General features: G+C 66.4%; 18 protein-coding genes, 1 tRNA gene and 2 pseudogenes. 15 read left to right on the top strand and 6 right to left on the bottom strand.

The window, feature by feature from the left end:
* Nucleotides 1–177: 177 nt before the first annotated feature.
* Nucleotides 178–528 carry a winged helix-turn-helix transcriptional regulator gene (locus ACWDMM_RS01890; RefSeq protein ID WP_449935507.1) on the bottom strand — a complete coding sequence of 117 codons (351 nt, stop codon included), beginning with the start codon at nt 526–528 and terminating at the stop codon, nt 178–180.
* Nucleotides 529–672: 144 nt separating this feature from the next.
* On the opposite strand from ACWDMM_RS01890, the gene ACWDMM_RS01885 reads away from it, so the two are divergent.
* Together ACWDMM_RS01885 and ACWDMM_RS01880 are read left to right on the top strand one after the other, a co-directional pair.
* Nucleotides 673–1,542, top strand: coding sequence for an NAD(P)-dependent oxidoreductase (locus tag ACWDMM_RS01885; protein ID WP_195082951.1), 870 nt, complete (start codon nt 673–675; stop codon nt 1,540–1,542).
* A 133-nt stretch (nt 1,543–1,675) separates the two neighbouring features.
* Nucleotides 1,676–1,763: transfer RNA gene (locus tag ACWDMM_RS01880), tRNA-Leu, on the top strand.
* Nucleotides 1,764–1,827: 64 nt separating this feature from the next.
* Here the strand turns inward: ACWDMM_RS01880 and ACWDMM_RS01875 are convergent.
* On the bottom strand, nt 1,828–2,145 hold the full coding sequence (locus tag ACWDMM_RS01875; RefSeq protein WP_357105421.1) for a hypothetical protein: 318 nt from the start codon (nt 2,143–2,145) through the stop codon (nt 1,828–1,830).
* 101 nt (nt 2,146–2,246) lie between these two features.
* Between ACWDMM_RS01875 and ACWDMM_RS01870 the strand changes: the two genes are divergently transcribed.
* The 3 genes and pseudogenes from ACWDMM_RS01870 to ACWDMM_RS01860 all read left to right on the top strand — a co-directional run bounded on the left by ACWDMM_RS01870 (nt 2,247) and on the right by ACWDMM_RS01860 (nt 6,016).
* Nucleotides 2,247–2,576 carry a hypothetical protein gene (locus ACWDMM_RS01870; protein WP_357105418.1) on the top strand — a complete coding sequence of 110 codons (330 nt, stop codon included), beginning with the start codon at nt 2,247–2,249 and terminating at the stop codon, nt 2,574–2,576.
* 766 nt (nt 2,577–3,342) lie between these two features.
* Nucleotides 3,343–4,461: pseudogene (locus tag ACWDMM_RS01865) on the top strand (IS701 family transposase); the annotation flags it as partial.
* Between the two features lie 364 nt (nt 4,462–4,825).
* Entirely contained in the window at nt 4,826–6,016 is a 1,191-nt protein-coding gene (locus tag ACWDMM_RS01860) for a DUF3558 family protein (RefSeq protein WP_449935505.1), read from the top strand.
* Between the two features lie 224 nt (nt 6,017–6,240).
* Here ACWDMM_RS01860 and ACWDMM_RS01855 read toward each other — a convergent pair.
* A pseudogene (locus ACWDMM_RS01855) lies at nt 6,241–6,720 on the bottom strand (IS701 family transposase); the annotation flags it as partial.
* Nucleotides 6,721–6,737: 17 nt separating this feature from the next.
* On the opposite strand from ACWDMM_RS01855, the gene ACWDMM_RS01850 reads away from it, so the two are divergent.
* Nucleotides 6,738–6,863, top strand: a complete 126-nt coding sequence (locus ACWDMM_RS01850) for a hypothetical protein (RefSeq protein WP_449935503.1) — start codon at nt 6,738–6,740, stop codon at nt 6,861–6,863.
* 411 nt (nt 6,864–7,274) lie between these two features.
* On the opposite strand, the gene ACWDMM_RS01845 is transcribed toward ACWDMM_RS01850, so the two are convergent.
* Nucleotides 7,275–7,892, bottom strand: coding sequence for a TetR/AcrR family transcriptional regulator (locus ACWDMM_RS01845; RefSeq protein WP_195082955.1), 618 nt, complete (start codon nt 7,890–7,892; stop codon nt 7,275–7,277).
* A gap of 123 nt (nt 7,893–8,015) precedes the next feature.
* Here ACWDMM_RS01845 and ACWDMM_RS01840 point away from each other — a divergent pair, with 123 nt between their 5' ends.
* The 4 genes from ACWDMM_RS01840 to ACWDMM_RS01825 are packed head-to-tail and all read left to right on the top strand — an operon-like array spanning nt 8,016 to nt 11,614.
* Nucleotides 8,016–9,428 (top strand): FAD-binding oxidoreductase, encoded by a 1,413-nt coding sequence (locus ACWDMM_RS01840; RefSeq protein WP_195082956.1) that lies wholly within the window; start codon nt 8,016–8,018, stop codon nt 9,426–9,428.
* A gap of 33 nt (nt 9,429–9,461) precedes the next feature.
* Entirely contained in the window at nt 9,462–10,616 is a 1,155-nt protein-coding gene (locus ACWDMM_RS01835) for a glycosyltransferase (protein WP_449935500.1), read from the top strand.
* Nucleotides 10,617–10,649: 33 nt separating this feature from the next.
* A complete protein-coding gene (locus ACWDMM_RS01830; protein WP_357105410.1) occupies nt 10,650–11,270 on the top strand; it encodes a transposase in 621 nt (206 codons plus the stop codon).
* Between the two features lie 5 nt (nt 11,271–11,275).
* The gene (locus ACWDMM_RS01825) at nt 11,276–11,614 is read left to right on the top strand and encodes a GNAT family N-acetyltransferase (protein WP_357207885.1); all 339 of its coding nucleotides are present in this window, start codon (nt 11,276–11,278) and stop codon (nt 11,612–11,614) included.
* A 6-nt stretch (nt 11,615–11,620) separates the two neighbouring features.
* On the opposite strand, the gene ACWDMM_RS01820 is transcribed toward ACWDMM_RS01825, so the two are convergent.
* Nucleotides 11,621–11,875, bottom strand: coding sequence for a hypothetical protein (locus tag ACWDMM_RS01820; protein ID WP_357105404.1), 255 nt, complete (start codon nt 11,873–11,875; stop codon nt 11,621–11,623).
* A 366-nt stretch (nt 11,876–12,241) separates the two neighbouring features.
* On the opposite strand from ACWDMM_RS01820, the gene ACWDMM_RS01815 reads away from it, so the two are divergent.
* Together ACWDMM_RS01815 and ACWDMM_RS01810 are read left to right on the top strand one after the other, a co-directional pair.
* The gene (locus tag ACWDMM_RS01815) at nt 12,242–12,583 is read left to right on the top strand and encodes a hypothetical protein (RefSeq protein ID WP_449935497.1); all 342 of its coding nucleotides are present in this window, start codon (nt 12,242–12,244) and stop codon (nt 12,581–12,583) included.
* 519 nt (nt 12,584–13,102) lie between these two features.
* Nucleotides 13,103–13,351 carry a hypothetical protein gene (locus ACWDMM_RS01810; RefSeq protein ID WP_195082960.1) on the top strand — a complete coding sequence of 83 codons (249 nt, stop codon included), beginning with the start codon at nt 13,103–13,105 and terminating at the stop codon, nt 13,349–13,351.
* A 65-nt stretch (nt 13,352–13,416) separates the two neighbouring features.
* Here ACWDMM_RS01810 and ACWDMM_RS01805 read toward each other — a convergent pair whose 3' ends face one another.
* Nucleotides 13,417–14,247, bottom strand: coding sequence for a phosphotransferase (locus ACWDMM_RS01805; protein ID WP_449935494.1), 831 nt, complete (start codon nt 14,245–14,247; stop codon nt 13,417–13,419).
* 370 nt (nt 14,248–14,617) lie between these two features.
* Here ACWDMM_RS01805 and ACWDMM_RS01800 point away from each other — a divergent pair, with 370 nt between their 5' ends.
* From ACWDMM_RS01800 to ACWDMM_RS01790, 3 genes are all read left to right on the top strand, one after another.
* The gene (locus ACWDMM_RS01800; RefSeq protein ID WP_449935493.1) at nt 14,618–14,797 is read left to right on the top strand and encodes a hypothetical protein; all 180 of its coding nucleotides are present in this window, start codon (nt 14,618–14,620) and stop codon (nt 14,795–14,797) included.
* A gap of 89 nt (nt 14,798–14,886) precedes the next feature.
* Nucleotides 14,887–15,363, top strand: a complete 477-nt coding sequence (locus ACWDMM_RS01795; RefSeq protein ID WP_449935491.1) for a hypothetical protein — start codon at nt 14,887–14,889, stop codon at nt 15,361–15,363.
* A 245-nt stretch (nt 15,364–15,608) separates the two neighbouring features.
* Nucleotides 15,609–16,562, top strand: coding sequence for an NAD(P)-dependent alcohol dehydrogenase (locus ACWDMM_RS01790; RefSeq protein WP_195082963.1), 954 nt, complete (start codon nt 15,609–15,611; stop codon nt 16,560–16,562).
* The last annotated feature ends 40 nt before the right edge of the window (nt 16,563–16,602 follow it).

Here is a 16,602-nt window from a genome sequence, read left to right as displayed (position 1 = left end):
CCGCAAAGCCACCCACATCTTGCAAAAGTTGTGACGTGGAACATACGACGGCCCCGGTTAGGCGTCAATTACACGACGGATGCACAAAAGTAACTAAAGTTACCAACTAGTAGCTTGATCTTCCGCTCAATGGTGTTGCCCGGGTGAAACATTCACTTTTGAAGGATTCACTTTTGGCTACTGATGCACCCGCTCCGCCCTGATCCGATCGATCCGAGCGCGCCCCCATGCCCCCAGCGGCTCGAGCGCGGCGTTGAGCGCTGTGCCGATCTCGGTCAATCGGTACTCCACGCGCGGCGGCACTTCGCGGTAGACGGTTCTGCCGACGATGCCGTCCTCCTCGAGCTCCCGCAGCTGCTGGATGAGCATCTTCTCCGAGATGCCCGGCAACCCCTTGCGCAGCTCACCGAAGCGCCGAACCCCGTGGTTCTCCAGCTCCCAGAGGATCAGCGCCTTCCACTTGCCGCCGACGACATCCATCGCCGCGTCGATCCCGCAGAAGTACGGCCCCGATCGCTTCGCACCCATCCTTCAGCCTCTCCACCTGTTCACAAACCAATTGGTAAGTACCGGACAAAATAGTGGGTACTTGCCTCCGCGCCGGTCACCGAGCAGTCTGGAGCGCAGCGCGCTGACCAGGACCATTCCATTTTCTGAGGAGTTGAACCCGCAATGGCGGAGACCATGAAGACCCCGGTGACCATCCTGGGACTCGGCGCGATGGGCCGGGCGTTGGCCACGGCCTTCCTGAAGGCGGGCGTACCGACAACCGTCTGGAACCGCACTCCCCGCAAGGACACCGAACTGCTGGCCGCAGGGGCCGTCAGCACAACAACGATCGCAGAAGCGATCGACGCCGAGGGTCTCATCATCGCAGTGCTGCTCGACCACGCTTCGGTGCACGCCACCCTCGACCCGGTAGCCGACCGCCTGGCCGGACGGCAGCTGCTCAACCTGACCAGCACCGCCCCCGACGAGGCCCGCGAACTCGCCGCCTGGGCCGCCGAACACGACTGCGACTACCTCGACGGCGGCATCATGGCGGTGCCGCCCATGATCGGCCAGCCGGGCGCCTCCATCCTCTACAGCGGCTCCCGCGCGATCTTCGACTCGCATCGCGAAATCCTCGAATCAATCGCCGCTGCAGAATATTTCGGCGACGATGCGGGCCTCGCCTCGACCTACGACTTCGCCCTACTCGCCGCCATGTACGCCATGTTCGGCGGCTTCCTGCACGGCGCCGCCATGATGCGCTCCGTCGGCGTCCCCGCCGCCGATTTCGGCCGCCGAGCCGCCGCCTGGGTCAGCGCGATGGCCCAGTCCCTCCCGCACCAAGGCGCCGTCATCGACACCGCCACCTACACCGACCCCATCCAATCCATCGCCTTCCACAAAGCCGCCCTCGACGCGATCACCCGCGCCAGCCGCGCCGCCCACGTCACCCCGGACTTCGTCGCACCCCTGAAAACCCTCCTCGACCGCCAGGTAGCCGACGGCCGAGGCGCCCTTGGTTTCGAACGCACATTCGAAGAAATCCTCTGAATCGTCCGCGGGCCGCGCCACTCCCTCCCGGCGCGGCCCGCGCACTCCCCTCTGCTGAACGCTCAAGTTTTCCGAGGTCAGGCCGCGATTTGGTTCATCTGGAGTTGATCCGATAATCTTGCTGGGCACACCGGTCCGGGTGGCGGAATGGCAGACGCGCTAGCTTGAGGTGCTAGTGCCCTTTATCGGGCGTGGGGGTTCAAGTCCCCCTCCGGACACCAGTGCTAACCCCACAGGGGGCGGCATCAACGATTGCGAGTTGCTGTTGGTGCTGGTAGCGCACTTCTAAGGCCAGGGCTCGGTACAACCGAGTCTTCTCGGCCGGACCCCCGCAGCGAGCACCGCGCGGATATCGCCCAGCGAGTCGATCAACTTTCGGATCTCGATACCAGTGAGTCGATTGATCTTGGGCAGGCTCTTCAACTCGGCTTGAGCTGCCGCTTTGTCCGCCTGTGCCGCGTTCATGGCCGTGACGAGGGCTTGCGGATCGACTCCGGCCTCGATGGCGGCGAGGTGACGCGCGAGTCGGGCCTCGGCGTCCGTGATCCGTTGTCGAAGCGTGCGTCGCTGAACGTCGGTGTCATCGGTGTCTTGGGCGGCCACGAGCGCCGCGATCGAACGATGCGGTGGGTGGGTGTCGTCGTCGGGCCGATCGACCGCTGGCTGGCGAGCGGGCTCCCATCACGCAGCGGTCGAACGCGCGCATGGCGCTGCGTAACAGCGTCGAACTGGCACAGCTGGTCGACGACCTCGGCTATCACCGGTACCGGGTACCCGAGCGCCACGGAATGTCGGGCGTGGCCAGCGCGGCACCGGCAGTCGTCGTCGAACGCATCGCCTCACTGGCACAGCGGATACGGGTCGGACACGTCGAGGGAAAGGATCCGCAGCTTCAATCCGTCGGATGCCCAGAGCGCTACTCGAGTTGCTGCTTCGAGGCATCGCGCCAAGGACGGTTGGCAGGCCGGAACGGTTGCCGCGATCCTGCGGCCGCATCATCTGTCAGCTCGGGCTTTCGGGGCAAACAACTCTGATGATGCCAGGCCCATCGCTGCCGTGGTTAACGCATCGGTTGCTGGGGCTAGCGCACACAATCGGCTCCCCCGCGCTTGAAGCATCCAGCGGGACAAAAGATTGCTGGGCGTCCAGCATGCCCAGAGCCAACTCGAAAGACTCGCAACACATCTGGTACAGCGGGCGAAACCGCCATAGCTGTACCGGTTCTCGGACGAGTGGCCAGCACTAACCGGCCATCAGTGCACAGTCGGGCAGTGTGGCGAATGAATGGTCGGAGCCAAAGTCGTATACGGAATGTCGGAACTGTTGGCACCCGCAATCCGAGACCGTGTCTATCATCCTCGCGATTCGCATTGGCGGATGAGCAATGACAGATCGGCGTCATGATGCGCGTGATCTGTTGTGACGGAACGTGGGCATGTCAGGCTCCTGACCACCCGTCCGCGATTCTCCCACCTTTCAGGCTATCTAACGCCGGGCGGCGCGATCGGATACAGGAATCTCTGCACTCGAACACCCATAGCAGTCAGAGAAGTCAGAAAGCCATTGCGGGTGTCCCCTCTCGCGCACAGATTCCCGTCAGTCGTGACTTACGCTGCACGCAACATGCACCGAAGCCGAGTTAACGTCAGCGAGGTCCGGCCAACCTGTACTCCGCACTGCCACCCGGGAGACTGGATTGGCAGGATTTGCCTTGGGTTCGGTAGGAGCAAGTAACTTTGAACTCCGATGCGCACACCGGGCCTAGTACTGCAACGGCAGTCAGTCCGGTAGCTTGCTGGGGTGGTCGTGGATGTTGTTGCAGCGGAGTTGGATTCGTTGCACGCGAGGATCGGTGGCCGTTTCGCCCGGTCGGAGCCGCGGGGCCGGGCGCGGGAGTACGTGACGGGGTTGGTGGCGCGCCGGGAGCGGAAGAACGGGTGGACGCTGGCCGAGCAAGCTGGTGAGGTGAGCCCGGACGGTATGCAGCGGTTGTTGCGGTGGGCGGATTGGGACATCGACGGTGTCCGTGACGACGTGCGCTCGTGTGTGGCCGAGCGGATCGGTGAGAAGGATGCGGTGCTGATCGCTGATGACACCGGCTTTCTGAAGAAGGGCATCCGCTCGGCCAGGGTGCAGCGCCGATACTCCGGCACGGCCGGACGCACGGAGAACTGCCAGATAGGGGTGTTCTGGCGTATGCCTCCCGCCACGGCCACACCTTGGTGGATCGGGAGTTGTATCTGCCGGAGTCCTGGACCACCGACCGCGACCGCTGCCGCGCCGCCGGGATTCCCGACGAGGTCGAGTTCGCGACCAAGCCGCGGCTGGTGATGGCCATGCTGGAACGGGCGTTGTCGGTGAAGGTGCCGTTCGGGTGGTTCACCGCGGATGAAGCCTATGGTCAGGTCAAATACCTGCGGGTATGGCTCGAACAACACGACATCGCCCAGGTGCTGGCCACTCGCCGCAACGACACCCTGGTCACGGGCATGTTCACCGAGGTCCGCGCTGATGAGCTGGTCGCCGCGCTGCCGGCACGAGCATGGCAGCGGATCTCCGCCGGTGCCGGTGCGCACGGACCCCGCGACTACGACTGGGCGCGGGTGCCGATCCGTATCGGCTGGGAACCCCGGGCGCGGGCACTGGCTGCTGGCGCGGCGCAGCATTACCGACCCCGCCCAGATCGCCTACTACGTCTGCTACGGGCCACGCCGGTCCACGATCGCTGATCTGGCGTGGATCGCGGGGTCGCGGTGGCGGATCGAGGAGTGTTTCCAGCAGGCCGAGAACGAAGCCGGGCTGGACCACTACCAGGTCCGCAGCTGGCGGGCCTGGTATGCCCACATCACCCTGTCCATGCTCGCCCTGGCCTGGCTCACCGGGGCGAAAGCCGTTGCCGCAAAAGGGGAACCACTGCCAGCGAAGAAGGCATGATCGGCCTCACGCTACCGGAGATCCGACGCCTGACCATCGCTCTGGCCCTGGGCAGCGCTCGCTGCGCCCGCCACGTGTGGGCCTGGTCGAACTGGCGCCGACGACGACAACACCAAGCCCGCTTATCCCACTACCGACGACGAGGGCACCCACTCACCTGACTGCCGTCACAGTATTAGAAGGCCGTGCTTATCATCGGAACGATTGGTTTTGTTTCTGTATGAAAGGTTCTCATTGCACGTCCGCCTTTGCCTGAATCGGTTTTCGGTTGCCGGACAGGGCTGCTACTGTGCGCTGATACCGGGGATGACACGCCTACGGTGACGATCGATATCGAGGCGGGTTCAGCATGTTCGAGAAGCTGATGAGGGCCGGATCGCGATCACAGCGAGGCATCGCGGTCATAGGGGCCGTAGTCGCCGTAAGTTGCTCGTGTGGCGGTACGACCGGGCCGCAGGATCCGTCCGGATACTCGGCACTACCCACATCGTGCGCTGAGATCGGCACCGCGGCGGGCGATGCGCTGCACCAATTCGCGGGCGCTCTGCCGACGGTGGATGCGCAGCCTGTCACCACGTCCAAGCTCGACAACGCGGCCGGGCAGACGCTCACCTGCACGGTCACCTACGAGGATCCGATTCCCCACCCCGACAAGGCGTCCACACCCGAGCCTCTTTCGCGCACGGCGAAGATCGATCTCTGGGTGTGGACAACCCCAGCCGTGGTCGGGCAGACCACGACGTCCACCCAGACCGAACCCACCTCGGCAAGTGGAGCCCCGACACCCATACGCGGCATCGGCGATCACGCCGACATCATGACCCTGCCCCTGGGGAAGAACCAGGTTGCGGTGGCGGTGCGGACCAGGCTCGGAAACCTCGCCGTCAACGTCCACACCCGAGGCCTGAACTGGTCCGGGTCAAGTGGTACTCCGCCCACCGGCGACTCACCGGGATTGCGTAACGACCTCGCCTCCGGCGCCGAATCCATCGCGGCCGCACTCATCCACAATCTTTCGGCGAGCCTGCCGCGCAAGACGTTTCGGCCCGAGTCCGCGACCACCTCCGCTTCCGCCGTGACCACGGCCCCGGACCCCACGACACCCACTGCGCCCCGCCCGGTCTGGGATCCGTGTACGATCCCCGACGCCGACGTCACAGCAGCGGGCCTGAATCTACAGTCCAAGAAGACGGACATCCCGTACCCGGAGGCGAAACAGTGCCGGTGGACCGGCCCATCGTACGATGTGGCCGTATTCACCCGGGACAGTCGGTTCACAGACTGGGCCTACGAGGTTTTCACCCAACACCGGCCGGTCATGGTGGGCGATCGGCGTGCCTTGCTCGCCGTGCCCCGCGAGGTACCCGGTGCGTCCTGCACCCTCCTGCTCGACATCCCCCAGGGCACACAGGATGGCATCAAGACCGGCGTCGTCGAGGTGCGCGCATCGACCGAAACCTCGGGCAACCTAGACACCCTGTGCACCGAACTCACCCGCCTGGCAGTCCCTCTGACCCAGCACTTCCCCGTCGGCCGTTGACCCGGACACCGCACTGCGCGTGGGTCCAGCGGCTGAACATCGGCAACCAGCTGTGACAGAACAGGCAGTCGCAGAATCACAACATGCTCTTCACCTGCGCCACCCGATGACCCGAAAACACCGCCACCCATTACTGCAAGACATACCGATTCATGGACGTCATGTTGGGGTACATCCAACCCGCACATCGACTACGGCCAGACCGAGGATCCGGCGTCATTGCGGGCGATGTCGTGTTGTTCGAGCCATACTCGCAAATATTTGACCTGACCGTAGGCTTCGTCCGCGGTGAACCACCCGAACGGCACCCTCGCTGCCAGCACCCGTTCCAGCATGGCCATCACCAGACGCGGCTTGGTCGCGAACTCCACCTCGTCGGGAATGCCGGCGGCGCGGCAGCGGTCGCGGTCGGTGGTCCAGGACTCCGACAGATACAACTCCCGATCCACCAGGGCATGTCCGCGGCGAAAGGCATAGCCGAGGAACACCCGATCTGGCAGTTCTCTGTCCGCCCGGCCGTGCCGCAGTACTCGCGCTGCACCCTGGCCGAGCGGATGCCCTTCTTCAGAAACCCGGTGTCATCAGCGATCAACACCGCATCCCGGTCGCCGAGCCGCTCGGCCACATAGCCCACGTCGTCACGTACTCCATCGACGTCCCAGTCCGCCCACCGCAACACCCCGCTGCATCCCGTCCGGACTCACCTAACCAGCCTGACCGCGTGCGCGGCGAGCAGGAACGCACGGCCCCACCATTCGACGATCAGGTACGGGAACTGCTCGCGCTGTTCGAGGCGGACAACGGGGTGGGCGAGTGGCGGCGGTGCCCGCAGTGGGCACAGACCTGAAATCTGGATGCTCGGCAGCGGTGACCACACCGCCCGGATCGCTGGGAGACTGGTGCTCCCGTTTGTTGCCGCCCATCATCTGAAGCCGCTGAATCCGTTGCAGCAGCTCAGACTTACCTGCGAACGCTTCAGCCGTCATCGCTGTACCCGGCTCCGCGAATCTCGATCAGTGTGGCGGTTATCGTCGCCGAGACCGACGAGCGAGCCCAATGGCTGGCCGGATCACTGAGGATGAAGATCGCTCGGCGACGACAGGGCCGAGCGATACAACTGCCCAGCCCGGAAACCGCTGGAGCACATGAATATACGACGTCTGGAGACACAAACGACGAGCTGACCGGCGTGGTCGTCGGCTAACCCGCAACTGTGCCACCGGAATCAGCAGGCTGCCCGCGGGTTTTCGATCCGAACTCACTCCGTTGAGCGCCTGAGCGCGGCCAGCGCCTGCTCGGCGAGCCAGCGTTCGGCTCGGTCGAAGGTCCAGTCGTTGTCGTCGACCAGGGTGAAATAGCCGGAGTAGCCGAAGTAGAACCACAGAATGTCGGTGGCCTGTTCGACCGTGGTGTCCGGCGGCAGGCCGCCCACGTCGTTCAGCCGGAGCGCCAGCGCGGCGATGGCGTCGCGGTATCGCTTGGTGGCGATCCGCAGCGCGTCGCCCGCTTCGGCATTGTGCGGCGCGGTGGCGAGCACCACCCGCATGATGTCCCCGTAGTTCTCCCGCATCGATCGCACGGTGGCTGCCGCGTGCCGCACGATCTCACCCGGGTCGGTCAGCGTCTCCTGCCGCTCGAGCGTCTCGGCGACGACCGGCGCTTCACTCCACAGATCCACCAGCGTGCGCAACAGGCCCTGCTTCCCGCCGCCGACCGCGTAGACGGTGGCGGGAGCGACGCGGGCCTGCTTGGCGATCTCGTCGACCGTGGTCGCGAAATAGCCCTGCCGGGCGAACAACTCGCGGGCGGCATCGATGATCGCGGCTCGAGTCGCTTCGGCGTACTCGGCCCGCCGGGACTTCGCAGGTTCGGTCATGGTCGCCTCAGCATAGCTCATCCCCAGATAACCGAGCCGTAGCTCATTGATCAGAGCTTGACTCTGATGAATATGTCCTTACTCTGGAGCCTGCATCGGCCATCGCAAGATTCGAGGTGAATCGTGATCACACCGTCTCCGTTTCCGCTCGATCCACTTCTCGAGGCGTTGCACCGCACGGTCACGTCCGGGCAGGTCGCTACCTCGGGCGCCGGTTACGACGCCGGATGCGTCGTCTGGAACGGCGCCGTGCGGCATCGTCCCGCCGTCGTGCTGCGCTGCCGGACGCCCGCTGACGTGCAAGCGGGCGTCCGCGCGGCCCGCGACCATGGTGTGCCGCTCTCGGTTCGCGGCGGCGGCCACGACTGGGCCGGACGTGCACTGACCGACGGTGGCCTGACCCTGGACCTGTCGGACATGCGGCAGGTGCGGGTCGACCCGGACGCACGGGTGGCGTGGGTGTCCGGTGGCGCGAGCAGCGCCGAGGTCGCCGAAGCCGCGCACGCGTACGGCCTTGTCGCGGTCACCGGCACGGCGGGCTCGGTCGGGATGGTCGGCCTGTCCCTCGGCGGTGGATACGGTCCGCTCAGCGGGCGTTTCGGCCTCGCGGTGGACAATGTGCTCGCGGTCGACGTCGTGCTCGCCGACGGCTCGCTGGTGACGACGGACGCCGAGCGGGAGCCGGAACTGTTCTGGGCGGTCCGGGGCGGGGGCGGCAATTTCGGCGTCGTCACCGGGATGCGGATCCGGCTGCACGCCGTCGCTGCGCTGTTGTCCGGCATGATCATGTACCCCGCCGAGCAGGCGGGCACCGTGCTGGCCGGGCTCGCCGAGTACCTTCCCGCCTGCACTCCGGACGCACTAACCGTCCAGAGCGGCTTTGTGACCGGGCCGACCGGTTCGCCCGCCGTGTTCGTCGCGCCGACGTGGTGCGGCGCAGCCCGGACGGGCGAGCACGAGGTCGAAAGTTTCGCCCGCCTCGGTGATCCGCTCCTGGTCCACATCGGTCCCGTCACCCTCCCCGACCTGATGGCAGGCACCGACGCGCTGTTCCCGCCCGGCAGGCACATCGAGATCGATACGCGGACAGTCCCGGAACTGAGCCCCGCGGTACGCGACGTCCTGCAAGCCGGTGGTGGCGCGGCGACCTCACCGCTGTCCGCGGTCGCCTTGCACACGCTGCACGGCGCCGCCGCTCGAATCCCGGTCACCGACACCGCTTTCGGTAACCGCCACCCACATCTGACGGTCGAGGTGATCGCCGCGTGGGAGCCCGGCGACGCGGCCGAGCCGGCGCATCGCGCGTGGGCGGCGAACCTGGCGGACGCTCTGACGCCGGACGCACTGCCGGGCGGTTACCCCAATCTCCTCGGCCCCCGCGACACCGCCCGGATCGCCCACGCCTACGGCCCGAACACCACCCGGTTGCTCGCCGCCAAACGGCGGTACGACCCAGACGCCCTCTTCCACTCCATTCCCCTGCCCGCAGACGACCCGGACAGCACAGCATCGGCCACGCGCGTGTGCGCAGGCTAGCCGCCCGAATTGATCCGACAGACAAGGGTTCTCATGCGTATTCTCTTCAGCGGCGTGCCCGCCTACGGGCATCTCCTGCCGCTCGCTCCCCTGATGGGCGCAGCGCTCGACGACGGCCACACCGTCGCCCTTCTCACCAGCGCCGGGATGGCCGACATGATCGCGGCCGAGTTGCCCTGCGGCGTGCAGCATCTGGCGGCCGGCCCCATGCCCTTGCAGTTCGCGGAGGAGACGGCGGAACGCACCGGCGCGGACGTCTTCCACCCCACACCGGCGACGATCGGCGAGATGTTCGGCGGCACCCGGTTGGATCGGACCGCCGACGCCGCGACGTCGGCCGCCCGGCGGTGGCGCCCCGACGTCATCCTGGCCGACGCCTTCGACACCGTGGGTCCCCTGCTCGCCGCGACCTTGGACATTCCGTGGCATCAGGTCGGTCTCGGTCCAGCTCTGCCCACCGTGATCGTCGACGAGATCGCCCGAACCGCCGCCACCCGCCATGCCGCCCGCGGGCTGGAACCGGTCGCCGCCCGCGGCTATATCGACCCCTGCCCGTCCGTCCTGCAGGAGCCCGGCTGGACATCTCCGATTCCCCGGCTACCGCTGCGCCCCCGAGCGCATCGGCGCCCGGGCGAGGCCACCGTACGGCTCGATCCGCCGCCCGCCGGACTCCCGCGCGTGCTCGTCACCTTCGGGACCATCTTCTCCGAACCGCATCTGCTGGACGCCGTCGTCGAGGCGGTGCGCCCGCAGCAGGTGGATGTCGTGGTGACCGAGGGATTGTCGATCCACGATCCGGCGCGCGCAGCGCGGGAGGTCAGCAGCGAGCCGGTCGGCGACGCGGCGGGCACGTCGGTGCACCGCATCCCGTTCACTCCGCTGGCCAACTTGCTCCCCGACACCGACATCGTTATCAGCGCCGGCGGCTCCGGCACGGTACTGTCCGCCCTCACGCACGGTCTCCCGATGATCTTGTGGCCACAAGGCGCGGACCAGACGATCACCGCCGCCCGGGCCACCGCCGGCGGTGTCGCTCGCACCGTGCAAGATCCCGCGGAGATCACAACCGCCCTCGCGGCCGTGCTGGGAGACGACTCCTATCGGAATGCCGCGAGGAAAATCGCCGCCGAGATCGAGGACCTGCCCGGCCCGCGCGCCGTCCTCGCCGCAGTGCTCGACGCCCGCTGACCACCACGGCGCGCACACGAGAGCAACGTACAGGTGTCCGGTGCGTGCCGCTTCGCCCGCGCTGAATCGGCCGATGAGCTGCTGGTCCACAACCGCACCGGATACCGCATCAGCCTGCTCGAGGCATACAACCCCGACCTGTATCGACGGTGGAACGAGGGCTGCGCCAACGCAACTCGGCTATTCGAGGAGATCAGGACACACGGCTATCGGGGCAGCGAGAAGATGGTGCGCAACTACCTGCAGCCCTTCCGCGCCCTTGCGCACATCCCGGTCTTGCCACCCAAGCCACCGACCGTCCGGAAAGTCGCCAGCTGGATCATGACCAACCCCGACGCCCTCGCTCCCGAGCATCGGGCCCGCCTCGACGCGATCCTGGCCGCCAGCCCGCAACTTGCCGCGTTGACCGGGCATGTCCGCGATTCCGCCGAGATCATGGCCCAGCGGCGCGGGCGAGATCTCGAACAGTGGATGACCGCCGTCGACAACGATGACCAGCCAGCCCTGCACTCGTTCGTCCGAGGCTTGCGCCGCGACCAGGACGCGGTCACCGCCGGGCTGACCATGTCCTGGAGCAGCGGAACAGTCGAAGGGCACGTCAACCGCATCGAGATGCTCAAACGGCACGTCATGTGGTGGCATCCGAACGAGTGAGCGCGATGCAGCGGCTGTTGGTGGGACACGTCGGGTTGAAACACGGTCGGGTATGGGTCGCCGACGATGGTGACGCGGTGGCGGTGTGGACGCATCCCGACACGGAACGGGCTGCGGCTATCGGCGCAAGGCAGGGGTTTGGTAAAGCCATCGTATTGCCCGGCATGAAAGCCGCCGAGCAGGCCGGTGTCCCTAACTTTTTAAAAATCTCGGATGAGCGCAACCTCCGGTTCTACCGGCGGCTCGGCTTCGAAGTGACTGCCGAGGTGGCCGCGACGCACGGGCACCTGACCTTGCACCGCGTGCGCGTCTGTGGTCATGAAGCCTCAACCTTCGGGAGGTAGCCGGGTTCAGGAATGATTCGGCGGAATATGGAAGCGCTCGTGATTGTGGAAGCGGCTGTGGTCATGAATGCAACTGGGGTCACTGATGCGCAACCCGTTGCGTACGCGCGTCTTCTCATCGATGCAAAAGCCGTCATCCTGAGTCGGCGGCGCCTCGGCAGTCGCCGCCACCGCGCTCGGCGCCCCGATCGCGGCGGCAATCAGCGCCACAACCAGGGTGCGGCGTACCGGCGCGGCAGTCGCGGGAATCGTTCGCCCCATTAGGTTCCTTCCGTTGCGGGATCTCACACCGTTCTATCAGCGCAGGCAGCATGGCAACACCCGCCGATTCCAGGGGCGACTCGACGATCATCGACCGCGGCCCCTCCTCATCGACCGGTCAGATCCCCCGTCCAGTACGGCGAGTTGGGCTCGCACTTGTGCCTACAGCGACGAATCTCGTTCCAGCGAAGCTGGATAGGCCGTCCACGTCGCGGCCGTCTTGTCGAAACAACGGCTTTGGCTCGCTTTCAGTGGCTCGAGGTGATGGTCTGACGGCACGATGCCTTGGTCGATCGGTACCAGCGGCGCACCACCCGGCTGACCGGTCAGGTGCGGGCAGTCGTGAGCGCAGCCGCGCAATGGTAATTGGACTACAGCCTCGTCGACTGGGCGGGCATGTGGTCACGTGACACCGGCGGGCGCAAGCCGACCGGCCATCGTGTCCTGCTCGGGGTCTTCCGGCGCATCACAATCCCGCGCGCCGACCCCACCGCCCCCGCAGTACTGAACCCCACCAACCACCGTGACCTCGCCATCATCCTCGACAACATCCGCACGCAGACAACAGGCGCGCACATCGGCGACGCGATCGACGCGGCCGGACTGACCCACAGCCCGCGCTCCGGCGTCCAGACCACCGCAGGCGCATCAACCACCTACGGCGCCGCCGTGTCGCAGAACGCGCCGGATGTAAGTCTCGACGCCTGACCGCAACCTGCACACCCCCGCCCACGGCGCGGCCTCGCTGCGGCACTGTCGGGTCGTGCATGGAAGTTCCACCAACCTCTCGTCTGGCGTTCAGCTCGACAACCGATCGGGGCGTCGTGCGCTCCAATAGCCAGTCCGCCAGTGGCACTCGGCCTGCCCCATCCGGCGTCCATCCGCCAGCCACGACCATCAGGCCGCCATCGAACCGCCCGACCGACCGGCGCCGCGACACAGCCGACAACCCCGCAACCCGCCACAGCCCATCCCGCGACGCAGACGCCCCACACCACTGGCCCCGCGAAACCCGCGCAGCAAATGAGCGGCGGAGTCATCCCGGCATGCACGGAAAACTGGTCTGCCCACGCGCACGTCACCACGCTGTCGCTGGCCGAGATCGCCGCGGAACAGATCCCTCGACAGTGCCCTCTTCCCGCAACGGCCACAGCACACCCCGCAGTTCCTACGACACCACCGGACAGACGTACCGGGGTGATCATCTCGCGGTGCTGACAGCGCGCCGTGCACGCACTCATCACAGCGCTCGACCACGAAGGGCTCATCCCACTACCGCCTGACTGCACCATCCCGGCGGACGCTGCCCTTTTCAATCATCCCATCGGCTTCGACCATGAACTCTCCCCAGCCGTCGCGCCCGCGATCTCGCAGATCACAGCACAGATGCACCGTGAGATCACCGACCACATCGCCGCCGGTACCGTCCCCGCATCGGTATCGACCTGCGGCACCTTCGGTGCCATCTCGACGTGACCGCGCTCGCGCGCGGTTGTCAGTGGCCAGTCGAGAATCCCCACTGGCGGCCACTTGGTGGGAAGCTATCTGACCACCGAAGCTATCGTGCGGCGCCGGTCTGATGACGGAGTGCGGCGTGACCGGATGTCGCGTTCTCGTCGATCTCTCATCGCCTGGGTTCTCAGCACGTCGACTTCGCAGCCTGGCGAGGTCGGGTCGAAGCCGTGCTCGACTAGCCAGCGGACCCCCAGCAGGCTTCGCAACGACCACCATGCGCGGATCACATCGAGGTCGACGTCGGTGCCGTAGCCGGCGACGACGTCGGCAAGGCGCTCCTCGTGTCCGAGCGTCAAAGTGGCGAGGTCGTAGAGGGCATCGCCCTGGCCCGCCTCCGACCAATCGATCACGCCGGTGATCTCGTCACCGATGGCGAATACGTGGCTGACTTGCAGATCGCCGTGCGTGAACACCGGGGTCCACGGCCTGAGCGCGGCTTCGGCGGCTCGGCGGTTGCGTGCGACCAGGTCGGGGGGAAGGACGTCGTTGGTGACGAGCCAGGCGCATTCGATGTCAAGCTGCGCCGCCAAGTCGTCGAGACCCTGGCCGCTGTGGCCGGGCCATGGTGGCAGCGGTGCGTCGTGCAGCATCCGTATGGCGGCACCCGCGGCGGCCCATGCCGCCGGCGACGCGGCCGACGGCTCGCCGAGGCGGCCGAGTGCCCTTCCTGGGAGGGCGGCGAGCGCGAGCACAGGCGGTTTACGCCACAGGATCTCTGGGGTTGGGATCGGCGCCCTGGCCATCGCTTCGACCTCTGCGTCGGTGCGTGTCTGATCGGCGTCGATCTTCAGGAAAACGTCGCCGGCGCGCAGGGTCGCGCGCTCGTGATGGGCGACGATAACTTCGACCTCTTCCACGCTGGAGATTGTCATGGCGGTGACCCCTGATGTCGCGTGGTTTGTGTTTCAGGTGACCGGCCGGGCTTCGCGGAGAGCGGTCCGAAAGACGGCCTGCAATGGGCATCGCCGAGCGTTGCTAGCAGTGTGCCGGATCGCGCCAGCTGGCCACCTGTGAGGATTCGGAACAGGCCGTCCATGGGAACTCTCGCTGGCCGCTTCCACCGGATCTGACCACGGCATGTGTGCAGTTGGCCGGCGAGCCTTTGCCCGAGATCGTCGACGCCGTCCCCGTTCTACTGGATGTGTGGGTGCGCGCCGGTCGCCCCACGGTGCTGGTCACCTCGATCCGCCTCGGGCCCGCTCTGCCGAGCACGACACCGACATCGAGTTGAGCAACGGCGTCCGGATTCTGGCGACCGACGGTGGTGTCCTGGTCACCAGCACCGACCATCGGGTCTTGAGCTTCCTCGACGTGGCCGACCCCGACCATCTCGACCTCGCGATCGACCCGCCGACCACCCCACGCACTGATCCACACCCTCTGTCTCCCACTGCGCTGTGCCGCTGAGCTCGCTGTCGCTGCAAGAGGCTGCTGTGACGGCGAAACCACCTGTCGCAGCCGCAGATTCTTCGCTGATCCATCATTCAGGAGGCCCTGTGCCGATCGCTTCTCCCGCCGCCCTGCGCCTCTCCGTCGCAGTGCGCGATCTGCTCACCATGCACCCGAGCCTGCACTGCCCGAACCTGTGGATCGGGTCCACCGCCCACAGCCTTGTCGGATGTGTCGGGGGATGGACCGCGCTGCTCGACGGTGCCCGCCCGCACCCCGCGGGCCGGTCGCGGTGGCGCAGTGGCTACCGGTTCGTTTCCGTCATCGGGCCCAGCGGCGCGCCGATCTTGATCCGCGACTATCGCACGACACGGCTGGGACTCGACCGTGACGAACGCGACCCGCTGCTCAGCGAGCCCGAGACCACCACCGGCGCATTGAATTACCTGAACTCACTCATCGCCTCCGCAGAACACCGGCTCGAGTGCCCCCAAACGACGACTGACCGTGCGGCTGCGTGCTGGTGTGCAGAGGTGTCCATTGGTTGGCGTCGATTCCGAATTCGCCTCCGGGCCCGATCATGAATCCGTAGCCCATGGATACGCGGCAGTCGCCGGCCGGAAAGCACCACCCGTCCGTGCCCCGGTCCTCGGGGGAAGCCGGCTTCGAGAACACGCGGGCCGCCCTCCCTGAGAACATGAGATGCGTTATGTCGCAAAGATCTCGCTCGCGCCGAATGCCGACGCACAGTTCGCCGGTCGCGGGGCGGCCCGCCGACTAGACTTTCTCACGTGTCACGCTGTCGCTCGATCCTCCGCGCCGGTATCGCATGAGGGCCGTCGTGTACGACCGCTACGGCGGCCCCGAGGTGCTGTCGATCGCGGATACCCCAATGCCGTCTCCGGCGCCGAAACAGGTTCTGGTCCAGGTGCACGCGACGTCGATCAACCTCTCCGACTGGGAGACACTGCGGGGGACGCCGCTGTATTCGCGCATCGGCGGCCTCCGGACTCCCGGTCGCCCGGTTCTCGGATCCGATATCGCCGGACGGGTCGAAGCCGTCGGCTCCGAGGTCACCCTGTTCGCACCCGGTGACGAGGTCTACGGCGACAATCTGATGCTCAAGGGCGGATTCGCTGAATATGCCGTGGCTCCTGAATCGGCGCTGGCCCACAAACCGGCGTCGCTGAGCTTCGCCGAAGCATCGACCCTGCCCCAAGCCGGGGCGATCGCACTACAGGGCACGGCCGATATCGCTGCCGGAATGTCGGTGTTGATCAACGGAGCGGGCGGCGGATCCGGAGCGTTCGCGATCCAGTTGGCCAAGAACGCCGGTGCGCACGTGACCGCGGTCGACAACGCCGACAAGCTGGCGTTCATGCGCACGCTCGGCGCAGACGAGGTCATCGACTATCGCGTCGAGAACTTCACCCGAACCGGACCATACGACCGAGTACTCGACCTGGTCGCCCACCGGTCGGTCTTCGCCTACCGCAGGTCGGTCGCCCGCGGCGGCCGGTACCGCTGCGTCGGCGGCACCACAAGCGCGTTGCTGCGGATGACGACGGTCGGCGTGCTCGCCGGATTGGTGACCGGGCGTTCTCTCGGAGTCCTCGCGGTGAAGGAAGGGCCCGCGCACTTCACACCCCTCGCGGAGGCATGTGTCGCAGGACGGATCGGAATCCACATCGACCACACCTTCCCACTCGACGAGACCGCCAAAGCGCTGTCCCACGTAGGTACGGGACGCGCCCTCGGCAAAGTAGTGGTCCAGATCCGCTGATTTGCGGGTGCTGCTTCAGGGATGTCCGGTTTGATCAATT

The sequence above is a fragment of the Nocardia sp. NPDC003726 genome (assembly GCF_053586955.1).
This window is presented reverse-complemented; position numbering and strand designations above follow the sequence as displayed.